Source organism: Saccharothrix longispora (assembly GCF_030852425.1).
GTDB classification, from domain to species: Bacteria; Actinomycetota; Actinomycetes; order Mycobacteriales; family Pseudonocardiaceae; genus Actinosynnema; species Actinosynnema longispora.
Genome location: NZ_NSDM01000002.1, coordinates 352,259 through 375,790 on the forward strand (window position 1 = coordinate 352,259; position 23,532 = coordinate 375,790).

The window sequence follows — 23,532 nt, forward strand, 5'->3', positions numbered from 1 at the left end:
CGTGGAGGAGCGATGCGCAAGTCCCTGTGCGCGGTGATCGCCGTGATCGCCGCGCTCGTCGTGGTCACCCCGCCGGCCGCCGCCGCGGCCGACCACACCGTCACCTTCGTCAACCGGTCGGGCCGGGCCGTGTGGATCGGCAGCACCGTCAACGCCGACGGCTCCCGCGCCCTCACCGGCCTGCCCACCCTCCAGAACGGCCAGTCGGCCACCATCACCATTCCCGAGTCGACCGCCCCGCACCACTGGCGCGGCAAGTTCTTCGCCCGCCAGGACTGCACCGGCACGCCGGGCAGCACGTTCCGCTGCCGGGTCGCCGACTGCGGCCCGTGGGCCGACCGCTGCACGACCGGTGAGCAGCCGGCGAGCCTGGCCGAGTTCAACTTCGACCGGAACGACTGGTTGGCGCCCTGGTACAACGTCAGTTACGTCAACGCGTTCTCCCTGCCGATCACGATCGAGGCGCGTGACGGGGTGACCCCGCCGGGCTCCACCGAGTGCACGGCGGTCGGCTGCCCGGAGAACCTGCTGCCGTACTGCCCGCCGGAGAACCTGACCCGCTGGGCCGACGGCAGGCCGATGCTGTGCACCAACCCGAACCGCGACGCGCGGACCGCGTACAGCAACGCGCTGTCGTCCCGCTGCCCCAAGGCGTACGCCTGGTCGAAGCACGACACCGAGCCGGGCAACCAGGTCGTCCGCCAGTGCCGGCAGTGCACCGGTTTCACCGTGACGTTCCACCCGGTGCCGTAGCGCCGGGGCGGCCCGCGGTGGCTCCGGTCGGCCACCGCGGGACCGAACGGCCGCCTCCCGGGGCGCACCGGTGCGGGAAGCCCGCCGCCGGCGGGCGCGGACGGCCCTACGATCGGGTCACGGGTCCGGTCGACGGCGGGAGGCGGCGTGGAGTTCCAGGACGTGGTGCGGCGCAGGCGGATGGTGCGCGCGTTCACCGACGAGCCGGTGTCCGACGAGAGCGTGCGGCGCATCATGCGCAACGCGCTGCGCGGACCGTCGGCCGGGTTCTCCCAGGGCCAGGCGTTCCTGGTGCTGCGAGGCGAGGAGAAGGCGCGCTTCCACGACCTGGTGCGGCCCTGGACGGTCCAGTCCGCGAGGACCGCGCCGGTGCTGGTGATCCCGTTCGCGGTCAAGGACGCCTACCTCGACCGGTACGCCCAGCCCGACAAGGGGTGGACCGACCGCGGCGAGGACCGCTGGCCGGTGCCGTTCTGGTACGTCGACACCGGCATGGCGGTGCTCCTGATCCTCCAGACCGCGGTCGACGAAGGACTGGGCGCGGTGTACTTCGGCATCGGTGCCGAGGACGTCGACGCGGTGCGCGAGGCGTTCGGCGTGCCCGCCGACCACGAGCCGATCGGGGCCGTCGCGATCGGGTACGGTGCCGAGGAGGGCGTGTCCCCCGGCGCGTCGCCGAACACCCGCGGGCGCAGGCCGTTCGACGAGGTCGTCCACTTCGGACGGTGGTGAGGGCCGCTCACCCCGTCGCCGGCCCACCCGTCGCCAGGCCGTCGAGCAGCGCCTGGATGCGGGCGGTGTCGTCCGGGCGGTCCTGGGCCTCGTAGAACTCCAGGGCCTCCCGCCACGCGGCGCGGGCGTCGTCGACCTGCCCGAGGGCGGCGTGCGGGTGGCCGAGGTGTTCGAGCGTGTCGGCCACCTGGTAGGTGTTGCCGATCCCGCGGAACAGCACCAGCGCCCGCCGGTAGTGCTCCACGGCCGGGGCGTGCTCGCCGGTGTGGTGGTCGATGTAGCCGAGGCTGTCGAGGGTGTCCGCCTCGCCCTCCGGGTTGTCGTGGCGGCGGTGCAGGTCCAGGGCCGCCCGGCAGTGCTCGCGGGCGCGGCCGTGCCGACCGAGCTGCGCCGCGTACCAGCCGACCATGTTGAGCGCGTTCGCCTCCCACGCCGGGTTGCCGAGCGTGCGGTAGAGGTCCAGGGCGCGGGTGGCGTGGTCGAGCGCCTTGCCGTCGTCGCCGCCGCGCGACCACGTCCAGGCCAGCACCTGGTGGATGTGCGCCTGGTCGGTCGGGTCGTGCTCCTCGGCCAGGGCGAGCGCCTGGTGCAGGTGGCGGACCGCCTCGTCGTGCTGCCGGAGGGCGGCGTGGGAGCGGCCCAGGTTGCGGTGCACCCGGATGCGGGCCGCCGGGTCGTCCGACTGCCCGGCGGCGACCAGTCCGGACCGCCACACGGCCAACTGCTCCTCCAGGTGTCCCCGGCGGTTGTGGAACGTGGTCAGGTTCCACGCCAGCTGCCACACCGCCCGGTGCTGCCCGCCCGCCGCGGCGCTCTGCTGGGCGGCGAGCACGCACCGGTGCTCGGTGTCCAGCCAGGACAGCGCCTCGGCGGTGTCGGCGAGCGGCTGCGGCTCACCGCCCGGTTCGGCCGGGTCCGGCTCGACCAGCTCGCGGTGCGGGTCCAGCAGGCGGTCCGCGGCGTGGGTGGTGTGCAGGTAGAAGTCGACGACGCGGCGCAGCGCGCGGCGGCGGGCGGAGTCCGGCAGACCGCGCGCGGTGCCGGCGGCGTAGGCGCGGATCAGGTCGTGCATCGCGTACCGGCCGCGATCGTCGCGGGTGAGCAGCGACGCCTGTTCCAGCCCGCGCAGCACCGTGCCCGCGCGGGCCGGCGACAGGCCGGTGAGGGCCGCCGCGGCGGGCAGCGCGACGTCGGGCCCGGGGGCGATCCCGAGCAGGCCGAACACCTCGCGCTCCTCCGCGGTCAACGCCTGGTGGGACCAGGACAGCACGGTCGGCAGGCTGGCCGCGGGGTCGCTGTCGGCCAGCGCGTCGAGGCCCAGGTCGCGCAGTTCGGCGGCGAACGTGGCCAGCGGCAGGCGGGGGTGCGCGTAGGCGCGGGCGGCGATGACGCCGAGGGCGAGCGGGAACCCGTTGCACAGGGCGATCAGCTCGTCCACCGCGTGGGCCTCGGCCACGATCCGGTCCGCGCCCAGGCGGCGGGCCAGCAGGTCGCGCGACTCGTCGTGGGACAGCACGTCGAGGTTGAGGTGGCCGGCCCCGTGGGCTGTGGTGAGGCTGAGCAGCCTGCTGCGGCTGGTGACGAGCACGGTGCAGGACCGGCCACCGGGCAGCAGCGGCACGACCTGGGCGGCGCTGGCGGCGTTGTCCAGCACGATCAGCATGCGCCGGTCGGCGACCATGCCGCGCAGCAACGCCGTCTGCGCGTCCGGCCCGGACGGCATGCGGCCCGGTTCGACGCCCAGCGCGTCGAGGAACCCGCGCACCGCGACGGCGGGTGGCATGGGTTCGCTCTCCGGGCTGAAGCCGCGCAGGTCGACGAACAGCTGGCCGTCCGGGAAGCGGTGGGCGTGCTGGTGCGCCCAGTGGAGCGCCAGCCAGGTCTTGCCGATGCCGCCGGTGCCGCCGATCGCGGAGATCACCACGGTGCCGGCGTCGACGTCGTCCAGCGCGGCGGTGAGGGCGGCGAGTTCCCCGGCGCGGCCGATGAACGAGCGGGGCGGGGCGGGCAGCTGGCGCGGCACGACGGCCGCCGGCTGCGGGACGGCGGGCTTGACCACCCCGGCGGTCCCGACGGGTTCGGCGTCGAGCAGCCGCCGGTGCAGGTCGCGCAGCGCGGCACCGGGATCGGCCCCCAGCTCCTCGGCCAGCCGGGAGCGGACCCGCTCGTAGTGGGCCAGGGCCTCGGCCTGACGACCGCCGCGGGCCAGGGCGAGCAGGTACTGGGCGGCCACCCGCTCGTCCAGCGGGTGCTCGGCGGTGCGGGCGGCCAACTCCGGCAGCAGGTCGGTGTGCCGCCCGAGGCGCAGCGCCAGGTCGGTGCGCTCCAGCTCCGCGATCCACCGCTCGCCGTCGACCATGTCCCGCGCCGCGACGACCCACGGCGTGTCGAGCCCGCTGAACGCCTCGCCGCGCCACAACCCGAGCGCCTCGTCGATCGCGCCCAACCCCGCTGCGGGCTCGGGTGCCGAGCGGGCGCGGGCGAGCAGGTCGCGGAACCGGTGCAGGTCCACGCGCGCCGGGTCGACCTCCAGGACCCAGCCGCCGGACCGGTGCACGATGGCGACGTCGCCCAGGTCGGCCAGGGCGGCGCGCAGACGTGACACGTACGAGTGGAGGTTGCTCTTGCCGCGCAGCGGCACCCGAGCGCCCCACACCCGGTCGAGCAACTGGTCGGCGGTGACGACCCGGTTGGCGTCGACCAGCAGCGCCGCCAGCACGCACTGCTGCCGGGCGTGCCCCACGTCCAGCCGCCGGTCCCCCGCCCGGGCCTCGACCGGGCCCAGCACCCTCAGCTCTCCCACGACCGACCTCTCATCGGTGATCATGTCCCCCTTGCGGGTGAAGGCATACCAGTTCCGGGCAGTGCGGCGCAGGTCGGGCACGGCGTCACCGGACCGGCGACTCGGCCGGGACCACCCCGTCGGGCGCGACGACACCGCCGTCGACCACCACGGACACCTCGGTGCCGCACTCGCCCGGCCTGCCTGCTGCCCACGACGACGCACATCGTCGGCGGCGGTCCGGGAGAGCGATCGGAATTCGCCGAGAAGGCCGAACACGACGTCGAACAAGTCGAAACATTTCGGACAGTTTATCGCAATACTTTCGGAGAGCGGACTACGCCATTCGCGCTATCGAAATACTTCCGAGCACTTCATCCACAACCGTCGAACACAGCGTCTCAACTGGGCATACACGCAGCACTTCACTCTGGGAGCGATCCCGGACAACGTCGACAAACTGCACGTCGAACACGATCCAGATGACGGTTCACACCTCAGGCGTCCGCAAGATGCGACCAGATCGCCGCTTGCCAGCCCTACATGTTTCGGTCAATACTGCTAAAAGTTTCAGGGACTGGGCTGTCAATCCCGACCAACCCCCACCTGGCGAACCAGCAGGTGCTCCCCCAGAAGGTGCCAATCATGAAGCTGACATCGAGGTCAGTGCTACGGGCCGCGCTCGTGTCGACCCTCGTCGCCGCCACGACCGGCGCGACGGTGCTCCTGGCCACGTCCGCCAGCGGTGCCGCCTCGACGCTCGCCGCGGCGGCGCAGCAGAGCGGTCGCTACTTCGGCACGGCCGTGGCGGCGAACAAGCTCTCGGACTCGACCTACGTGGGCATCCTCAACCGCGAGTTCGACATGGTCACCGCCGAGAACGAGATGAAGATGGACGCGACGGAACCCCAACGCGGCCAGTTCTCCTACGCCAACGCCGACCGCATCGTCAACCACGCCCGCAACCAGGGCATGCGCGTGCGCGGCCACGCCCTGGCCTGGCACTCCCAGCAGCCCGGCTGGATGCAGTCCATGGAAGGCGCCACCCTGCGCTCCGCCATGCTCAACCACGTCACCCAGGTCGCGACCTACTACCGCGGCAAGATCTACGCCTGGGACGTCGTCAACGAGGCCTTCGCCGACGGCAGCGGGGGCGGGCGTCGCGACTCCAACCTCCAGCGCACCGGCAACGACTGGATCGAGGCGGCCTTCCGCGCCGCCCGCGCCGCCGACCCCGGCGCCAAGCTCTGCTACAACGACTACAACACGGACGACTGGACCCACGCCAAGACCCAGGCCGTCTACCGCATGGTCCAGGACTTCAAGCAGCGCGGCGTGCCCATCGACTGCGTCGGCCTCCAGTCCCACTTCAACTCCCAGAGCCCGGTGCCCTCGAACTACCAGACCACCCTGCAGAACTTCGCCAACCTCGGCGTCGACGTCCAGATCACCGAACTCGACATCGAGGGCTCCGGCTCCGCGCAGGCCCAGAACTTCCAGCGCGTCACCCAGGCCTGCCTCGCCGTCGCCCGCTGCACCGGCATCACCGTGTGGGGCATCCGCGACACCGACTCCTGGCGCGCCTCGGGCACCCCGCTGCTCTTCGACGGCAGCGGCAACAAGAAGGCCGCCTACACCTCGGTCCTCAACGCCCTGAACGCGGCCGACCCGACGGGTCCGACGACCACCACCACGACCACCACCACGACGACCACCACGACCACGACCCCCGGCCCCGGGCCCGGCGGCTGCACCGCCTCGGTGTCGCTGAACTCGTGGAACGGCGGCTTCGTCGCCACGGTCAAGGTCACCGCGGGGTCGTCGGCCATCAGCGGCTGGACGGTGACGACCAACCTGCCCTCCGGGGCGACGGTCACCAACGCCTGGAACGCCCAGCGCAGCGGCACCTCCGGCACCGTCGACTGGACGAACGTGGCCTACAACGGCCGGGTCGCGGCCGGGCAGTCGACCGAGTTCGGCTTCCAGGGCACCGGCTCCGCCACCGGCATGACGCCGACGTGCAGCGCTAGCTGATCCGCCCGCACGACCCGATCCACCGCACGACCCGATCCACCGCACGACGAGGCCCGGCGCGGTCCCCCCGCGCCGGGCCTCCGCACGTCACGCGGCCTGCTCCGCGCACGGGCAGCCGACTCGTCGTCGTCCGGGTGGCGGGCACCTCGCCCGGCGGGACGAGCCGGGCGGCGGACGGGGTCGGGCGCACCCTGCGCCGGGGCGGGGGTGATCACTACGGTGTGGAGCAGGTGAACGACGAGGAGGAACCGGCCCATGCCCCGTGCGGAGTCCAACGGCATCGAACTGGAGTACGACACCTTCGGCGACCCGGCCGATCCCACCCTGGTGCTGGTCATGGGTCTGCGGGCGCAGATGACCGCGTGGGACGAGCGGTTGTGCGCGTTGTTGGCCGGGGAGGGGTTCCACGTCGTGCGGTTCGACAACCGCGACGCCGGGTTGTCCACCCAGCTCGACCACCTGCCCGCGCCGGACGTCGTGGCCATCGCGGGCGGTGACCGGAGCACCGTGCCGTACGTGCTCTCCGACATGGCGGACGACCTCGTCGGGCTGCTCGACCACCTCGGCGCGGAGCGCGCGCACGTCGTGGGCGCGTCGATGGGCGGCATGATCGTCCAGCAGGCGGCCATCGACCACCCGGAACGGCTGCTCAGCCTCACCTCGATCATGTCGAGCACGGGCAACCCGGCCGTCGGCCAGGCCACGCCCGAGGCGCGCGCGGTGCTGATGCGCCCACCCGCCGCCACCCGCGAGGAGGCGGTCGAGAGCGCGGTGGTCAGCTGGCGGGTCATCGGCTCCCCCGGCACGGAGGCCGACGAGGAGGAGGTCCGCGCACGGGCCGCCGCGGCCTACGACCGGGCGTTCCGGCCGGCGGGCGGGGTGCGGCAGTTCGCCGCGATCGTCGCCTCGCCGGACCGGACCGCCGGTCTGCAAGGGGTGAAGCTGCCCGCGCTGGTGGTGCACGGCATGAACGACCCGCTGGTGGGCCCCAGCGGCGGCCAGGCGACCGCGGCGGCCCTCGCCGACTCCGAGTTGCTGCTGGTCGACGGCATGGGCCACGACCTGCCGCCGGCGATCTGGCCGACGCTGGTCCGGGGTGTCCGGCGCAACGCCGACCGGGCGGCCTGACCGGTCGGCAGCCGTTCCCGGCGCGGGGCGGGGGCGGCCTGCGCCGCCCCCGCCCCCGGGGGCCTACAGGGTGCGCTGGAGGTGGTCGGACAGCACCCGCGCGAAGTGCGCCGGGTCGGGCAGGTCGCCGCCCTCGGCCAGCAGGGCCATGCCGTGCAGCAGCTCCACGGTGCCCTCCAGCCGGCTGTGGTCCTCGTCCTTGGCGAACGCCTCGTGCAGGCCGGTGACCAGCGGGTGCGTCGGGTTGAGCTCCAGGATGCGCTTGACCGGCGGCAGCTCCTGGCCCATCGCCCGGTACATCTTCTCCAGGGTCGGGGTCAGGTCGTGGGCGTCGCCGACCACGCAGGCGGGTGAGGTGGTCAGGCGCGAGGTCAACCGGACCTCCTTGACCCGCTCGGCCAGCGCGGTGGTCATCCAGGCCAGCAGGTCGGCGAAGTCCTTGCGGCGCTCCTCGGCCTGGGCCTTCTCCTCCTCGGTCTCCAGGTCGACCTGGCCCTTGGCGATCGACTGGAACTGCTTGCCCTGGAAGCCGGGGACGGAGTCGACCCACATCTCGTCGATGGTGTCGGTGAGCACCAGCACCTCGAAGCCCTTGGCGCGCAGCGCCTCCAGGTGCGGCGAGTTCTCCACGGTGGCCCGCGAGTCGCCGGTCATGTAGTAGATGTGCTGCTGGTCGTCCTTCATCCGCTCGACGTACTGCGCGAGGGTGGTCTGCGCCTCGGCGTCGTGCGTGGAGTCGAACGAGCAGATCGCCAGGATCGCGTCGCGGTTCTCGGCGTCCGCGATCAGGCCCTCCTTGACCGCCGCGCCGAACTCGCGCCAGAACGTCGCGTACGACTCGGGCTTGTCCGCCATCATCGTCTTGACCGTCGACAGGACCTTCTTGACCAGGCGGCGGCGCATCAGCGCGATCTGGCGGTCCTGCTGGAGGATCTCGCGCGACACGTTCAGCGACAGGTCCTGGGCGTCCACGACGCCCTTGACGAACCGCAGGTACTCCGGCATCAGCTCTTCGCAGTCGTCCATGATGAAGACGCGCTTGACGTAGAGCTGCACGCCGCGCTTGCGCTCGCGCATGAACAGGTCCATCGGCGCCTGGGACGGCAGGAACAGCAGCGCCTGGTACTCGAAGGTGCCCTCCGCCTGCATGCGGATGGTCTCCAGCGGCTTGTTCCAGTCGTGGCTGACGTGCCGGTAGAACTCGGCGTACTCGTCCTCGCTCACCTCGCTGGACGGCCGCGCCCACAGCGCCTTGCGCGAGTTGATCGTGGTCGGCTCGGCGGCCTCCCCGTCGTCGCCCGGCTTCCCGGGCACGAGCCGGACGGGCCAGGTGATGAAGTCGGCGTAGCGCTTGACGATCTCGCGGACCTTCGCGGTCGAGGTGTAGTCCGGCAGGTTGTCCTCGGTGTCGACCGGCTTGAGGTGCAGGGTGACGGCGGTGCCCTGCGGCGCGTCGTCGACGTCCTCGATCGTGTAGGTGCTCTCGCCGCCGGACTCCCAGCGCACGCCCTTCTCCGAGCGCGGGTGCTTCGTCACCAGCGTCACCCGGTCCGCGACCATGAACGTCGAGTAGAAACCGACGCCGAACTGCCCGATGAGGTCCTGCGGGCCGGCCGCCTCCTGCGACTCGCGCACCTTGCGCAGGAACTCGGCGGTGCCGGACTTGGCGATCGTGCCGATCAGGTTGACCACGTCGTCGCGGGTCATGCCGATGCCGTTGTCCCGGACGGTCAGCGTGCGCTGCTCCGCGTCGACCTCGATGTCGATGTGCAGGTCGGAGGTGTCGACCTCCAGGTCCTTGTCCCGGAACCCCTCCAAGCGCAGCTTGTCCAACGCGTCGGAGGCGTTGGACACCAGTTCGCGCAGGAACGTGTCCTTGTTCGAGTAGATCGAGTGGATCATCAGCTGGAGCAGCTGACGTGCCTCGGACTGGAACTCCAGCGTTTCCACGTGCTTCCTTCCTGTACGGCTTCCGTCGACCGGTCATCGTATCGGGACGCGACCGGAAATCCGGTCGATCGCCCCCGTCGTGATTTTTATGGTGCTGACGTCGCCGGGAGTCGGGAGGGGTCATGCGCACGTCGTACCCGCGCACGCCGCACCTCCCGTGGTCGCCGGGCGCGTCACCGGACGACGTCCGGGTCTGCGACCTCGACGGGTTGCGCGGGCGCGAGGTCGTGGTGACCGAGAAGCTCGACGGGGAGAACACCACGCTCTACCGGACGGCTCGCACGCCCCGGTCGCCCGACTCGGGCCACCACCCGTCCCGGTCGTGGGTGAAGGGGCTCCAGGGGCGGATCGGGCCGGGGCTGCCCGCCGGGTGGCGCGTCTGCGGCGAGAACGTCCACGCCCGGCACTCGATCGCCTACCGGGACCTGGAGAGCTGGTTCTACGGGTTCTCGGTGTGGGCCGGCGACCGGTGCCTGGGCTGGGACGAGTCGGTGCGCTTCCTGCGCGGGCTGGGCGTGCCCGTTCCCCCGGTGCTGTGGCGCGGGGTGTTCACGGCGGGCGCCCCGCACGCCTGGGACCCGCTGCGCGGGTGGTCGCCGGCCGGGTCCGGCGCCGAACGGCCGGACCTGCACCGGCCCGCCCCCACCGGCCCGATCCCGCGGGGGTCCGGGTGCTGACCTGGAACGTCCTGTGGGACCGCTACGACGGCGACCCTCGACACGGCGCGCCGCAGGCCGCTGCTGCTCGCCGCGCTGGAGGCGGCCGACGCGGACGTCATCGCGTTGCAGGAGGTGGAACCCGACCTGCTGGCCGCGCTCATGGCCGAGCCGTGGGTGCGCGCGGCCCACACCCTCGACGTCGACCCGGCCGGCCCGGACGTCGACCGCACCGGCCTGCTCGTGCTGAGCCGGTTGCCCGTGGTCGAGAGCGGCCGGTTCGCGCTGGGCGCGCACAAGGCCGTCGCCGCCGTGGTGGTGGAGACCGCGACCGGCCGCCGCGCTCGGGGTGCGCGACGCGTGGCCGGAGGCGCGCGACGACGCCCCGCCGACGTTCGACCCGGTGGCCAACCCGCCGGCGGCGGTGTCCTCGCTGACCGGGCGGGCGTCCCGGCTCGACCGGGTGTTCCTGCGCGGCGGGCTGCGGTGCGCGGAGGCGCGGCTGGTGGGCGACCGGCCCGTGGGCGGCCTGTTCGCCTCCGACCACTACGGGGTGCTGGCCCGGGTGGCGCCGACCCCGGCGCCCACCGACGTGCTCGATGGTGTGGCTGCCGCGCGGGCGGGAGGACGTGGACCGGGTGCGCCGCGGGCACGACCCGAGGGCCGACCGGTGGCCGCCGCACGTGACCGTGCTGTTCGGCTTCGTGCCGGAGTCCGACTTCGAGCGGGCCGTGCCCCTGCCGGCGCGGGCGGTGGCCGGGGTGGCGCCGTTCCCGGTGCGGGTGGCCGGGGTGCGCGGGTTCGGGCACGGCGTGGTGTGGCTGGACCCGGCGGCGGGCGGCGGGCCGTGGACCGCGCTGCACGACGCGGTGCGGCGGCGCTTCCCGGGGTGCCCGACCCGCGAGGGGTTCACGCCGCACCTGACGGTCGGCCGGTCCCGGGGGGCGGCCGACCGGATCGGGGCGTGGGACGACCGGGTGGACGAGGTCGTGGTCCTGTCGAGGCGCGGTGACGGCCCGATGCTGCCGCGTGCGGCGGTGGCGCTGGGCAGCGGCGACGTGCGGTGGTTCGAGGAGCCGGAGACGCCGCCGGGGCCGTCGCTGGACGCGGTGGCCGACGAGGTGGTCGCCGCGCTGTCCGCCTCGCTGGACGATCTGCACGTGGTCGGCTCGCGCCGGTTGGGGTGCGCGTTGCCGGACGGCGACCTGGACCTGGTCACCACCGACCAGCGCGGCGCGGGCCCTGGCGGAAGGCCTGCCGCGGGCCGAGGTCCGGGCCGTGCTCGGTGTGCGCTCACCGGGCTACCGGACGGTCGTGGACGGACTGGCGGTGGACCTGGTCGTGGGCGGCTCGCGGCTCGCGATGAGCGCGGTCACCGACGCGGAGGCGATCCTGGCCGGGGTCGGCGACCGGCGGGACGCGTTCACGCGCCTGGCCAGCGAGGTCAAGCGGTGGGCTCGGGCGCGCGGGCTGGACTCGGCGCCGTTCGGCGGGGTGCCCGGCGTGGGGTGGGCGGTGCTGGCGGCGCGGACGGCGCGCGAGTGGGACGGGCCGGACCTGCTCGCCGGGTTCTTCGGCACCTGGGCGGCGTGGGACTGGCGCGACCCGGTCGGACCGGGTGCGCCGACCGGGTCGCCCGTGACGGTCATGACGCCGGCGGAGCCCGTGCGCTCCTGCGCCGAGCAGGTCGGCCCCGGCTTCCGGGACCTGCTGACCGCCGAGCTGTACCGGGCGTGGGAGATCGTCGCCGACGGCCGTGCCGGGCGGCTCTGCGCGCCGCCCGACGCGCACCGGGCGCACGCCGCGTGGGCCGTGCTGACCGTGCCGCACGACCTGGTGGGCCCGGTGCGCGGGCGGGTGCGGTCCCTGGTCGCCGCGCTGGAGGCGGTGGCGCCGGACGTGCACGCCTGGCCGCGCCCGGTCGCGCGCTCCGCCGACGCCGTGCGGTTCGCGATCGGGCTGGGGCGCCACCCGCTGTCCGCGACCGCCCTGGCCGACGTGGCGGCGGCGTGGACGACCGGGTGGCGCGGGGTGTCCGCGGCGGGGGTGTCCGCGGCACGGGTGGGCAACGGCGAGGTGCCCACCCCGCGCCGACCGTCACCCGCAGTCGAGGCGCGCGTCGGCCCAGTCGGCGTGGTCGAAGTTGCGGCCGTCACCCGCGTCGGTGACCCGCAGGACGAGCGTCCGCACGCCGGTGGTGTCCACGGACGCGGCACGTCCCGGCTCGCCGCCCCGGACGACGCCGCTGTCGTGCAGCACCCGGCCGTCACCGACCACCTGGAACACCACCGAGCCCGGTGACGTCGTCTCGTCGTCCAGCCCGAGCACCGCGCCGAACGACCGGCACGCGCCGCCCAGGTGGACCGCCACCTCGGACGGCGCGTGCACCCCGAGCCCCTTGGCGTGCACGACCCCGGCGATGGTCAGCGGCCCGCCGTCACCGCCGGACGCCTCGCCGTTGGAGCGGTCCCGCTCGACCGGCCCCCACCCGTTGGACTGGGTGAACGGCAGGTCGCTCACGTGCGGCGCGCCGGTCGGCGCGACGAACACCCGCACGGCCCGCTCGACGTGCACCCGCGGGTGACCGGGAGTGCGGAACTCCGCGGACACCGGCACGTCGTGCGCGCCGACCGCGCCCGCCGCCGGGCGCACGGTCCACGTGCCGGCGACGGCCTCGCCCGCCCGCAGCACCTGCCGCCGGACGGTCGGGCCGGTGACCTCCCAGCCGGCGGGCGCGGTCGCGGTGAGGGTGACGTCCGCGACGTCGGCGGTGGCGGTGAAGCCGCCGGTCACCACCACCGGTGCCCCCGGCCCGGCGTCGGCCTCGGCCGGCGTGGTGGTCAGGGTGCTGCCGGGGACGGGGACGACCGGCTCGTCGCACGTCGCGCGCCCCGGCCGGTACGGGCAGGCCACCGCGGCGAACCCGCCGTCGCGCGGCACCGCCACCTCCAGCCGGTCGGCGGACCGGGCGACCCGGCTCTCGCGCAGCACGTCGCCGCGCGCCGCGGCCGGGTCGTCCCGCAGCACCTCGACCAGCCAGCGTCCGCCGCCCAGGAAGTCCAGTGACGCCCCCAGGGTGCGCGGGGCACCCGTCGACACCGCGCCGACGAACCACCGCTCGCCCGACCGGCGCGCCACCACCGCGTGGTCGGTCGGGTCGCCGGCGAGCAGCCGGGTGTCGTCCCACACCGCCGGCACCTGGTCGAGGTGGCGCAGGGCCTGCGGGAACCGCTCGTACGCCTCGGGTTTGTCGGCGAAGTGCGTCCACCCCGACTCGTAGAGCACGGGCAGCGCGATCTCGTGCGCGACGGACGCCTCCTTCGTGCCGACCTCCAGCGACACCGGCGTGTAGTCCATCGAGCCGACCACGTTGCGGGTGAAGAACTGCACCGGGTTGTTCGCGGCGGGCGGGGAGTTCTCCGCGCCGCGCACCGCCTCCATGGTCATCACGTGCGGCCAGGTGCGGGCGAGGCCGTGCGGAATGGTCGAGCCGTGGAAGTTGACCATCAGGCGCAGTTCGGCGGTCTTCGCCAGGACGGCGTCGTACCACTGGTAGCGGACCCGCGAGTCGGACTCCATGAAGTCGAGCTTCACGCCCTTCACGCCCCAGTCGCGCACCCGCGGCAGCACGGAGTCGCGTTCGGCGGACGTGTCGAGGTCGCTCCACCGGAACCACAGCAGCACCTCGACGCCCTTGGCTCGGGCGTACCGCACGAGGTCGGGCACCCAGCTCTCCTGCCAGCCCTCGTCGACGAGGACGTACTCCCAGCCGTGCGCGGCGGCGAAGTCCACGTACCGCCGCTGCCGCTCCGGGTCCCCCGGGCTGGAGTGCTCGCTCAGCCACGACCAGGCGACCTTGCCCGGCCGGACCCACGAGGTGTCGGCGAGCCGGGACGGCGGCGCGAGGTCGTCCACGAGGGTGGAGCGGCTCACGGTGGCCAGGTCGCCGACGATCGCGGTCCGCCACGGCGTGCGCAGCTCGCCTTCGGAAGCGCTGCTCCCGTCCGCGAGCACCACCTCGTAGCGGCCCGCCCCGACGTGCCGCAGCCTGCTGCCGGGGTACCGGCCGTCCACGTCGGACTCGGTCAGCAGGGCGTAGTCCCCGCCGACCCGGAACAACGACGGGTGGCCGTAGTCGCCGGGCGGGGCCCCGCCCGCGGTGGTGTGCACGCGGTTGGCCTCGTACCAGGCGTTGTAGGGCAGCAGCCAGGCCGGCGCGTCGGCGGGCAGGGCGTAGGAGGACGCCTCGCCGGTCACCACGGCGGGTCCCGGCACCACGTACCGGTAGGCCACGCCGTCGGGCGCGGCGCGCACCACCAGGTCCAGCCGCGCGCCGCCGGTCCCCGCGAACGACAGCCGCGTCTCGGTCATCCGGTTGTCGCGTTCGAGCCGCTTGCCGGTGGTCATGGCGTACCGCTCCCGCACGACCCGGTCGGACCGCCCGAGCGACCGCAGCCCGGAGGTCAGGTCGGCGGCCTCGGTGCGCAGCCCGACGGGCGCGGGGGCCAGCACGGTGCGACCACCGCGCGTGACGGCGAGCGTGAGGGCGCCGCCCTCCAAGGCGACGCGTGCCGCCACGCCGCCGGCGGGGGCGGTGACCACCCACTGGCCGGGCGCCGGGAGTCCGGGCGCCGGGAGTCCCGGCGCGGAGGGTCCGGGTGGGGCGGCGGTCGCGGGGGCGGGGAGCGCCGCCACCAGGGCGGCGGCCACTGCCAGGGCCAGTGGGCGAAGCGATGACATCGTTGTCAACCCCTGTGGTGCCGGTGCGAGCGGTGCGTGCGGGTCCCCTGATCCTGGTCATGATCCGGATCGGCGGTCAAGGGCGTGCCGGTCTTCCCAGGCCCTGCATGATGACGTGTGGCACCCGTCACACCCTGCACTCGGAGGTCGCCCGTGAACACACGTCTCCACCGCGCCCTGTCCACCGCCGCGGGGGCGGTCGCCCTGGCCCTGCCGGCGTCCGGCCTGCCGGTCCCCGGTTTACCGACGCCGCCGGCCGCGGCGGCGGAACGAGCGGCGGCACCGGGGGCCGCGGCCCTGGCCTACGTGGCGCTGGGCGACTCGATGCCGTCCGGGCCGCTGATCCCCTCCCCGACCGGTCCGCTCGCCTGCGGCCGCTCCACGCACAACTACCCGCACGAGCTGGCCGCCCGGCTGGGGGCGGCGCTGACCGACGTCACGTGCAGCGGCGCGGCCGGCAGGCACCTGACCGAACCGCAGGAGCTGTCGCTGCTCGACATCCCCGCCGGGACCGCGCCGCCGCAGTTCGACGCGTTGCGCCCGGACACCGGCCTGGTCACGTTGACCATCGGCGGCAACGACGTCGGGCTGGTCGGCATCGCCCAGGACTGCGTGCGGCTCGACCCCGCCGCCACGCCGTGCGCCGGCGAGCACGAGGCGCGGTTGGCCCAGCGGTTGGCCGAGTTCGGGCCGAAGCTGGCCGCCGCCCTGGACGGCATCCGCGCGCGGTCGCCGCGGGCGCGCGTGGTCGTCACCGGGTACGGGCTCTACATCAAGGCGGGCGGGTGCTGGCCGGTCCAGCCGGTGCTGCCCGCGGACGCCGACTTCCTCCAGGGCGGCGTCGACCGGCTCAACGCGGTCATCGCCGAGCGGAGCGCGGCGCACGGCGCGGAGTACGTCGACCTGAGGACGCCCAGCGCCGGCCACGACGCGTGCCAGGCGCCGTGGGACAAGTGGGTGGAGGGCTACGTGCCCACCGACCTCGCCGCGCCGCTGCACCCCAACCGGCGCGGTGAGGCCAACTACGCGCGGATCATCGCCGACCACGTGACGGGGGTGTGACATGAGGTCGCGCACGAGGCTGCCCCTGGTCGTCGCGCTCGTCGCCGCGTCGCTCACCGCCACGGCGCCCACCCACGCCGCCGCCCACGCCACCGGCGGCTGCGACCCGATCGGCGGCGGCGTGGAGTGCCTGCTGCCGTTCCCCAGCGACTGGCACACCCGGCCCGACCCGGGCACCGACACGGGACGGCGGGTCGCGTTCGACTCCCGCGTCCTGCCGCGCAACGCGCTCGGCAGCTCGCCGAACCCGACCGCGTGGAACCGGGCGGACGGCTTCTCCCCCGGCTCCACGCTGATCGCGCACGTGCCCGGCCTCGACCCGGTGGCGAGCGGGATGGCCCCGGTCACCGACATCGGCCGCTCGCTCGACCCCGACTCGCCCGTCGTGCTGCTGGACGCGACGACCGGCGAGCGGTGGCCGCACTGGGCCGAGATCGACTCGAACGACCCGCGACGCCGGGCGCTGCTGGTCCACCCGGCCCGCAACTTCCGCGACGGGCACCACTACGTCGTGGCCCTGCGCGGCCTGCGCGACGTCGCCGGGAACGAGATCGCGCCGAACGCCGCCTTCGCGGAGGTCGCCGGGCCGGACCTGGCGCCGGACGACCCGCTGCACGCCCGGCAGCGGCAGCTCCGACCGGCCCTGGACACCCTCGCCGCGCACGGTGTCGCACCGGGCACCCTGGACCTGGCCTGGGACTTCACCGTCGCGAGCACGCGCGGTCTGACCGGCGACCTGACCACCATCCGGGACGACGCCCTGCGCGGCCTGGGCACGCGGGCGCCCGCGTCGACCGTCACCGGCGTCACCGACTTCACCCCCGAGCAGGACGCGCGCATCGCCCGCGAGGTCACCGGCCGGGTCACCGTGCCCAGCTACCTGACGCTGCCCGCCGGCCTGCCCGGTTCGGTGCTGCGCCGCGGCTCCGACGGCACGCCGCGACGCTCGCTGTTCGGCACCGTGGAGGCGCAGTTCCGCTGCGAGGTGCCCCGGTCGGCGTTCACCCGGCCCTCCTGGCCCGCCCTGTACGGGCACGGGTTGCTGGGCTCGCGGTCGGAGGTGGGGGCGGGCAACGTGAAGGCGATGGCGGCCGAGCACGGGTTCACCTTCTGCGCCACCGACTGGATCGGCATGGCGCAGGACGACATCCCGGTCGTGCTGGCGGCGCTCGCGGACATCGGCCTGTTCCCGGCGATCCCGGAGCGCTCGCAGCAGGGCCTGCTCAACGCGATGTTCGTGGGCCGCGCGCTGGCGCACCCGCAGGGGTTCACCGCGCACCGGGCGTTCCGCACCGACGACGGACGCCCGCTGGTCGACACCACCCGCCCGCTGGTCTTCGACGGCAACAGCCAGGGCGGCATCCTCGGTGGGGCGCTGGTGGCGGCGTCGCCGGACATCCGCACCGCCGTCCTCGGCGTCACCGGCATGAACTACGGCCTGCTGCTCAACCGCAGCAGCGACTTCGCGCGGTTCCACCAGGTGCTCGACCTGTCCTACCCGGACCGACTGCGCCAGCAGGTGGTGCTCCAGCTGCTCCAGCTGCTGTGGGACCGGGGCGAGACCAACGGCTACGCCAACCACCTCGGCGACCGGCGCGTGCTGATGCACATCGCGTTCGGCGACCACCAGGTGGCGAACGTCGCGGCGGACGTGCAGGCCCGCACGGTCGGCGCCCGCCTGGTGACGCCGGCCCTCGCGCCCGGCCGCGGTCCCGACCGCGAGCCGTACTGGGGGATCGAGCCGGCACGGCTGCCGCACGCCGGCTCGGCGATGGTGGTGTGGGACAGCGGCACGCCCGCGCCGCCGACCACCAACACGCCGCCGACGGAGCCCGACTACGGCCGCGACCCGCACGCGGACCCGCGGTCCTCGGCCGACGCGCGCCGACAAAAGGCCGCTTTCCTGACCACCGGACTGGTGATCGACGTGTGCGGCGGAGCGCCGTGCACGGCGCCACCCGCGTGATCGGTCAATTGCCTTGGACGCCCTCGGCGGGCCGTTCCGGAGAACGACCCGCCGAGGGGTGGCGACAGGTGGGACGGTCAGGACACGGTGAACTCGTACAGCTTGGTCACCTGGCCCGGCTTGAGCGTGCACGCGGACGTGAAGGTGCCCAGGCCGGTGGTCGAGCCGTCGGCCTTCTTCGGGGTGAGCGTGGTGCTGAAGTTGCCGACCGTGATCGTGGTCCTGCCCGCCTTGGTGAGCGTGAGCGGCGGGGTGCCGCCGGTGGCGACCGTGTTGAACGCGCCGGAGGACGGCACGGGGGTCTTGGCCACGGTCAGGTTCGCGGTCACCGGCACGACGGTGCCCGCGTTGTCCACGCTGGTGGAGGCGACCGCCGTGCCCTCGACCGTCTTGGCCCCGACCAGGGCCAGTCCGAGGGTCGCGGTGGCCGGCACGGTGGCGGTGGCGGTGACGGTCGTGGCCGGCAGCGGCACGCCGACGGTGCCGGAGGCCGGCAGGTTGCCGACGACGATCTTCACCGACATGTCCTGCGACCCGATGAGCGGGAACGGGCAGTTGTAGACGAGCGTCAGCTGGGCTGACGCCGCGTGACCGACGCCCGCGCCGCCGAGGACGGCGGTGGTCGCGACCGCGGCGCCGACCGCGAGCCCCTGGACGAGCTTCCGGGACAGGGAAATGCGCATGGACAATCTCCTCGTCGAGATCGATCGGAATACGCTTTCAACAGCGGCGGTTGGTTCTACTACCAGTCAGTAATATACTGACCCCGAAAGACCCCTACAAGCACCGGATTCACATTTGCCGCAAATCCTTCCGATTGCACAGAAACTTCGAATGGATTTGTGCGGCTTGTGACAAAAGTCGACGAACGATCGGCCGCCGGTGGGCGCTCGCACGTCCCGCCCGGAGCCGGCGCGGAGGCCGTCAGCGCAGCGGCAGCCACTCGGTCGACGTGGTGGCGTCCGCCAGCGCGTCGGGCAGCGGGGCGACGCCGAGCCCCGGCCCGGCGGGCACGGGCAGGTGGCCGTCGCGGAGCACGAACGGCTCGGTGAGGTCGGCCCGGTAGTAGCGCTCGGAGGCGGAGGTGTCGCCGGGGAGGGTGAAGCCGGGCAGCGCGGCCAGCGCCACGTTGGCTGCGCGCCCGAGGCCGCTCTCCAGCATCCCGCCGCACCACACCGGCACGCCGTGCGCCGCGCACACGTCGTGCACCCGGCGGGCCTCCAGGTAGCCGCCGACCCGGCCGGCCTTGACGTTGACCACGGAGCACGCGCCGAGGCGGATCGCGTCGGCGGCGGCGCGGGCGGAGGTGACCGACTCGTCCAGGCACACCGGGGTGCGGATCGCGCGGGCCAGTTCGGCGTGGCCGAGGAGGTCCTCCTCGTCGAACGGCTGCTCGACCAGCAGCAGGTCGAACGGGTCGAGGCGGGCGAGGTGGCCGATGTCGGCACGGGTGTAGGCGGTGTTGGCGTCGACCTGGAGCAGCACGTCGTCGCCGAACCGCTCGCGCACCGCGCGCACCGGCTCGACGTCCCAGCCGGGCCGGACCTTCAGCTTGATCCGCAGGTAGCCCGCGTCGAGGTGGCCGGCGACCTCGTCGAGCAGGCGCGGCACCGAGTCGGCGATGCCCACCGACACCCCGCACGGCACGCGGTCGCGCACCGCGCCCAGCTCGCGCGCGAACGACCGGCCCGCGGCGCGCAGCTCGGCGTCCAGGACGGCCGTCTCCAGCGCCGCCTTCGCCATCCGGTGCCCCTTGAACGCGGCCAGCGCGGGCGCCACGGCGGTCGCGTCCGCCACCCGTGCCGCGGCGGGCACGAAGTACGCCCGGAGCACGTGCTGCGCTGCCTCGACGTACTCCGAGGAGTACAGCGGGTCCGCCAGCGCGACGCACTCGCCCCACCCCTCGGCCTCGTCGGTGACCGCGCGCACCAGCAGGATGTCGCGGGTGGTCTCGCTGCCGAACGAGGTCCGGAACGGCGCGACCAGCGGCATCCGGACCCGGCGCAGCTCCACCCCGGTCAGCTCCACCCGTCTCCCCCCGTCACGACGTACCCGCCGGCGCGGTCGAACCCGGTGATCCGCCCCCCGGCGGCGAGCAGCGGCACGAGGGCCTCGCGCAGCGCGGCCCGCCACCGCTTCGCCGCCTCCGGGTCGGTGGCGCGCAGGGCGGCCACGTCCGGCGGCACGGCCACCAGCGCGGCCCCCTCGGGCACGGGGCAGGCCCGCGGCAGGGGCGCGTGGACGTCCCAGCGCACCAGCACCCGGTCGCTGGCGTCGTCGGCGTTGATGCCGTCGCGCATCGGGCCGTAGAAGTCCGGCAGGTACTCCACGACCTCACCGCCGAGCTTGGCCAGGTTGAAGTGGGCGTTGCGGCTGACCAGCGGGTCGAAGGTCCAGGTGATGGCGCGGACGCCGCGTGCCGCGGCCCACGCCCGCTGGTGCAGCTTGAGCGCGTACCCGACGCCCCGACCGAGGGCGGTGGTGGCCACGCCGGTGATGTGGCTGTGCAGGGTTGCCTCGGCGGGCGGGCCGAAGAACCCGGCGACGGCGCCGACGAGCGCGGTGCCGTCGTACGCGCCGGCCACGTAGTTCCCGCCCTTGGTCAGGGCGCGCATCACCTCGGTGGTGATCGGCCGGTTCGCCGGGTCGGGCCGCCAGATGTCGTCGAAGAGCCGCTGCACCGCCGCGAGGTCGTCCAGGTCGGTCACCGCGCGGACCCGCACGCCGGCGGCGCGGGCGGCGTCCACCGCGTCGTCCTCCGGCCCGGTCACCGCTCCCCCAGCAGGTCTGCGACCAGCGCCGCCACCAGTGCCGCGCGGGGCGCCAGTTCGTCGATCAGGACGTGCTCGTCGTCGGCGTGCGCGCCGCCGCCCACCGCGCCGAGGCCGTCGAGGGTGGGCGTGCCGACGCCGGCGGTGAAGTTGCCGTCCGAGCCACCGCCGACGGCCACCCCGCGCAACGGCGGCAGTCCCAGCGCGGCGGCCACCCGGGACGCCCGGTCGAACAGGTCAGCCGAGGCGGTCCGGGGCAGCGGCGGGCGGTTCGGGCCGCCGACGACCTCCAGCACCGCGCCGTCCAGCACGGGGCGCAGCGCGCGCAGGGCGGCGTCCACGCGGTCCTGCTCGGCCGCGTCCCGGGCGCGGACGTCCACCGCGAACTCACCCGCGGCGGGCACCGTGTTCGCCGACGCGCCGGCGGACAGCAGGGTCGGCGTGACCGTGGTGCCGCGTCCCGGGTCGGCCAGGGCGGCCACGGCGAGCACCTGGTGGGCCAGTTCGACGGACGCGTTGACGCCCCGCTCGGGTTCCAGGCCCGCGTGCGCGGCCCGGCCGGTGACCCGCACGGAGTACTGGGACACGCCCTTGCGCTCGACCTTGAGCGCGCCGCCCGGCGCGGACGCCTCCAGCACCAGGGCCGCCGAGCAGCCCGCCGCCTCCGCCCGGATCAGCTCCCGCGAGGTCGGCGAGCCGATCTCCTCGTCCCCGGTGACCAGCAGCGTCACCCCGGCGCGGTCGGGCAGGGCGGCGATCGCGTGGAAGGCGACCACCAGACCGGCCTTCATGTCGAAGCAGCCGGGACCGCGCAGCACGCCACCGGCCGCGGTCACCGGGTGGGTGGCGAGCGAGCCCACCGGCCACACCGTGTCGTGGTGGCCCAGCACCAGCACGCGGGTCGGGCCGTCGCCGAACGCCCAGCGCAGGTGCGCGCGGCCGGCCGACGTGATCCGCTCGGGCGCGACGCCCAGCCGGTCGGCGCCGATCCGCGCCACCAGGTCCGCGCCGGCGGCCACCGCCGCGAGGTCCTCGGACGGCGACTCGCACGCCACCAGTTCCACGATGTCGGCCAGCATCGCGGGCAGCGCGGCCCGCAGGTGTGCGACGAAGTCCACCCGATCGAGCTTAGGGGTCGGGTGGCCCGGCGGGCGGTGCCCCGCTTCGGCGGGGGGGTGTAGGCGTCGCGTGCGGTGGTAGTCCGGTTCCGGTCGAGGGGTCCGCGCGCCACCGGGGCGCACGGGACCACGACCCGGAACCGGAGGTTCGCATGTCTTCCCCCCGCGGAGAGGTACGGCGGCGCGGCCGGGCGCTGGGCCTGGTCAGCCTGGGCCTGGGCGTGGCGCAGGTCGTCGCCCCGAAGGCGGTGCGCCGGCTGAGCGGCGTGGCCGACTCGACCACCTCGAAGGCCGTGGTGCCGCTGGTGGGCGCGCGCGAGCTGGTCCACGCCGCCGGCCTGCTCGCCGGTCGCCGCACCGGCCCCTGGGCGTGGACGCGCGTCGCCGGTGACGCGATGGACCTCGCCGGCCTGGCCGTGGCGCTGACCGGGCGAGGCGCTCGGCGGGGGCGGCTGCTCGGCGCGACCGGCGTCGTCCTCGGCATCACCGTGCTGGACGTGCTCGTCGCGCGCCAGGCCACCCGCGCGAAGGGCGCTACGCCGTGACCTGTCGCCGGACACCTCGAACGGCGTAGCCGACCTTCACTCGAACGGCCGATCAAGATCCGCCGCCGAGCCGTCGATGATCGTGTGGGCGGCGCGGGGCGCGTGATACTGGCGGCGTGACCATCAGGACGGTGTCCTCCCGGATCGTGTACGAGAACCCCTGGCTGTCGGTCCGCGAGGACCGCATCGAGCACGCGGACGGCTCGCCGGGCCTCTACTCGGTGATCGACAAGCCCGATTTCGCGCTGGTCGTCCCGGCCCAGGACGACGGCTTCCACCTCGTGGAGCAGTACCGCTACCCGTCCCGGTCGTGGTCCTGGGAGTTCCCGGCGGGGTCGTTCACGCCCGGGGTGACCGGCACCCCCGAGCGGATGGCCGCCGCCGAGCCGGCCGAGGAGACCGGGTTCACGGCGGGCGCGCTGCACCGGCTCGGCCACGTGCACTGCTCGAACGGCATCGCCGGCCACCGCGCCCACGTGTTCCTCGCGACCGACCTCACGCCGGGCGAGCCGCACCCGGAGGCGACCGAGCTGGGCATGCGCCAGGCGTGGTTCCCGCGCGCCGAGGTGGAGCGGATGATGCGGGACGGCGTCATCACCGACGGTGCCTCGCCGGCCGCGTACACGCTGCTCGCGCTGTGGGAGCGGAACGCGCCCGACCGATGTCGGGACGGTGCGGGCCGGCGCCGGTCGACCGGGTGAGCACGCCGTTCGGGTGACGGGGAGTAGTTGCACCGCGCCGACCGGCGTCGTACGGTCGAGGTGGGTCGACGACCACAGACGTCCGTTCGCGCGGAACGACGATACGGGTTGAAAAGAGCTCGGTTGCCGGTTCTCGTGGCTTGCCGAGAGGTATCCCATGTTCGATGCGCACCCCCTGGCCTCGCCCACCGTCCGCACCCTCGAGCACGACGACATCCCGGTCGTGGTCGTGGCGGGCGAGATCGACGCCTCCACCGCCCACCCCGTCCGGGTCAGGCTGAACGACGTGCTCGACCGCCACCCGTCCGGTCTCGTCGTGGACCTGTCCGACGTGGGGTTCTTCGGCTCCACGGGCCTCCAGCTGCTGCTGGGGGCCGTCCTGCGTGCCCGACGGCTGCGCACCGAGCTGGCGCTGGTCGCCAACCGGCGCGCGGTCCTGCGCCCGCTGGAGATCACCGACCTGCACCACGAGGTCGCCGTGCACCCCACGGTCGAGCAGGCCGTGGCGGCCGTGCGGACCCGGCTCGACCGCACCGCCGCGCAGCCGTCGCGCCGCCGCCGTCGGAGCTGGTGACGGAGCCGGCGACGACCCGG

Annotated in this window: 19 protein-coding genes; 12 read left to right on the forward strand and 7 right to left on the reverse strand. The window is 74.4% G+C overall.

Annotated elements, in window-relative coordinates; genetic code table 11:
- The first annotated feature begins 12 nt into the window (after positions 1 to 12).
- Positions 13 to 753 carry a thaumatin family protein gene (locus tag CKY47_RS06645; protein ID WP_306744764.1) on the forward strand — a complete coding sequence of 247 codons (741 nt, stop codon included), beginning with the start codon at positions 13 to 15 and terminating at the stop codon, positions 751 to 753.
- A 147-nt stretch (positions 754 to 900) separates the two neighbouring features.
- Positions 901 to 1,485: a nitroreductase family protein gene (locus tag CKY47_RS06650; protein ID WP_306744765.1), complete on the forward strand. Its 585-nt coding sequence runs from the start codon at positions 901 to 903 to the stop codon at positions 1,483 to 1,485.
- 7 nt (positions 1,486 to 1,492) lie between these two features.
- Here the strand turns inward: CKY47_RS06650 and CKY47_RS06655 are convergent, their stop codons facing one another.
- On the reverse strand, positions 1,493 to 4,312 hold the full coding sequence (locus tag CKY47_RS06655; RefSeq protein ID WP_306744766.1) for an AfsR/SARP family transcriptional regulator: 2,820 nt from the start codon (positions 4,310 to 4,312) through the stop codon (positions 1,493 to 1,495).
- A 600-nt stretch (positions 4,313 to 4,912) separates the two neighbouring features.
- Between CKY47_RS06655 and CKY47_RS06660 the strand changes: the two genes are divergently transcribed.
- The gene (locus tag CKY47_RS06660) at positions 4,913 to 6,301 is read left to right on the forward strand and encodes a glycoside hydrolase family 10 protein (protein ID WP_306744767.1); all 1,389 of its coding nucleotides are present in this window, start codon (positions 4,913 to 4,915) and stop codon (positions 6,299 to 6,301) included.
- A 255-nt stretch (positions 6,302 to 6,556) separates the two neighbouring features.
- Positions 6,557 to 7,429: an alpha/beta fold hydrolase gene (locus CKY47_RS06665; protein ID WP_306744768.1), complete on the forward strand. Its 873-nt coding sequence runs from the start codon at positions 6,557 to 6,559 to the stop codon at positions 7,427 to 7,429.
- 63 nt (positions 7,430 to 7,492) lie between these two features.
- On the opposite strand, the gene htpG is transcribed toward CKY47_RS06665, so the two are convergent.
- On the reverse strand, positions 7,493 to 9,379 hold the full coding sequence (gene htpG, locus CKY47_RS06670; protein ID WP_306744769.1) for a molecular chaperone HtpG: 1,887 nt from the start codon (positions 9,377 to 9,379) through the stop codon (positions 7,493 to 7,495).
- Between the two features lie 122 nt (positions 9,380 to 9,501).
- Between htpG and CKY47_RS06675 the strand changes: the two genes are divergently transcribed.
- From CKY47_RS06675 to CKY47_RS06680, 3 genes are all read left to right on the forward strand, one after another.
- Positions 9,502 to 10,056 (forward strand): RNA ligase family protein, encoded by a 555-nt coding sequence (locus tag CKY47_RS06675; protein ID WP_306744770.1) that lies wholly within the window; start codon positions 9,502 to 9,504, stop codon positions 10,054 to 10,056.
- Positions 10,057 to 10,170: 114 nt separating this feature from the next.
- On the forward strand, positions 10,171 to 10,722 hold the full coding sequence (locus CKY47_RS36840) for a hypothetical protein (RefSeq protein WP_371320623.1): 552 nt from the start codon (positions 10,171 to 10,173) through the stop codon (positions 10,720 to 10,722).
- Positions 10,635 to 12,203, forward strand: a complete 1,569-nt coding sequence (locus CKY47_RS06680) for a 2'-5' RNA ligase family protein (RefSeq protein ID WP_306745000.1) — start codon at positions 10,635 to 10,637, stop codon at positions 12,201 to 12,203. The genes CKY47_RS36840 and CKY47_RS06680 overlap by 88 nt, the downstream gene beginning before the upstream one ends.
- Here the strand turns inward: CKY47_RS06680 and CKY47_RS06685 are convergent.
- Positions 12,133 to 14,775, reverse strand: a complete 2,643-nt coding sequence (locus tag CKY47_RS06685) for an NPCBM/NEW2 domain-containing protein (RefSeq protein WP_306744771.1) — start codon at positions 14,773 to 14,775, stop codon at positions 12,133 to 12,135. The genes CKY47_RS06680 and CKY47_RS06685 overlap by 71 nt on opposite strands.
- 153 nt (positions 14,776 to 14,928) lie before the next feature.
- Between CKY47_RS06685 and CKY47_RS06690 the strand changes: the two genes are divergently transcribed.
- Positions 14,929 to 15,837, forward strand: a complete 909-nt coding sequence (locus CKY47_RS06690) for an SGNH/GDSL hydrolase family protein (protein WP_306744772.1) — start codon at positions 14,929 to 14,931, stop codon at positions 15,835 to 15,837.
- Between the two features lies 1 nt (position 15,838).
- Entirely contained in the window at positions 15,839 to 17,803 is a 1,965-nt protein-coding gene (locus CKY47_RS06695; protein WP_306744773.1) for a hypothetical protein, read from the forward strand.
- A 77-nt stretch (positions 17,804 to 17,880) separates the two neighbouring features.
- Here the strand turns inward: CKY47_RS06695 and CKY47_RS06700 are convergent, their stop codons facing one another.
- The 4 genes from CKY47_RS06700 to CKY47_RS06715 all read right to left on the reverse strand — a co-directional run bounded on the left by CKY47_RS06700 (position 17,881) and on the right by CKY47_RS06715 (position 21,653).
- Positions 17,881 to 18,486, reverse strand: a complete 606-nt coding sequence (locus tag CKY47_RS06700) for a DUF6801 domain-containing protein (protein ID WP_306744774.1) — start codon at positions 18,484 to 18,486, stop codon at positions 17,881 to 17,883.
- Positions 18,487 to 18,727: 241 nt separating this feature from the next.
- Entirely contained in the window at positions 18,728 to 19,831 is a 1,104-nt protein-coding gene (menC, locus tag CKY47_RS06705; RefSeq protein WP_306744775.1) for an o-succinylbenzoate synthase, read from the reverse strand.
- The gene (locus tag CKY47_RS06710) at positions 19,822 to 20,574 is read right to left on the reverse strand and encodes a GNAT family N-acetyltransferase (protein WP_306744776.1); all 753 of its coding nucleotides are present in this window, start codon (positions 20,572 to 20,574) and stop codon (positions 19,822 to 19,824) included. Before CKY47_RS06710 ends, menC begins: the two co-directional genes overlap by 10 nt.
- On the reverse strand, positions 20,571 to 21,653 hold the full coding sequence (locus CKY47_RS06715; RefSeq protein WP_306745001.1) for a M20 family metallopeptidase: 1,083 nt from the start codon (positions 21,651 to 21,653) through the stop codon (positions 20,571 to 20,573). Before CKY47_RS06715 ends, CKY47_RS06710 begins: the two co-directional genes overlap by 4 nt.
- A gap of 191 nt (positions 21,654 to 21,844) precedes the next feature.
- On the opposite strand from CKY47_RS06715, the gene CKY47_RS06720 reads away from it, so the two are divergent.
- The 3 genes from CKY47_RS06720 (at position 21,845) to CKY47_RS06730 (ending at position 23,512) form a co-directional block, all read left to right on the forward strand.
- A complete protein-coding gene (locus CKY47_RS06720; protein ID WP_306744777.1) occupies positions 21,845 to 22,237 on the forward strand; it encodes a hypothetical protein in 393 nt (130 codons plus the stop codon).
- 116 nt (positions 22,238 to 22,353) lie between these two features.
- Complete coding sequence (locus CKY47_RS06725) at positions 22,354 to 22,938, forward strand: NUDIX domain-containing protein (protein WP_306744778.1); 585 nt, start codon at positions 22,354 to 22,356, stop codon at positions 22,936 to 22,938.
- Between the two features lie 157 nt (positions 22,939 to 23,095).
- Positions 23,096 to 23,512: an anti-sigma factor antagonist gene (locus CKY47_RS06730; RefSeq protein ID WP_306744779.1), complete on the forward strand. Its 417-nt coding sequence runs from the start codon at positions 23,096 to 23,098 to the stop codon at positions 23,510 to 23,512.
- The last annotated feature ends 20 nt before the right edge of the window (positions 23,513 to 23,532 follow it).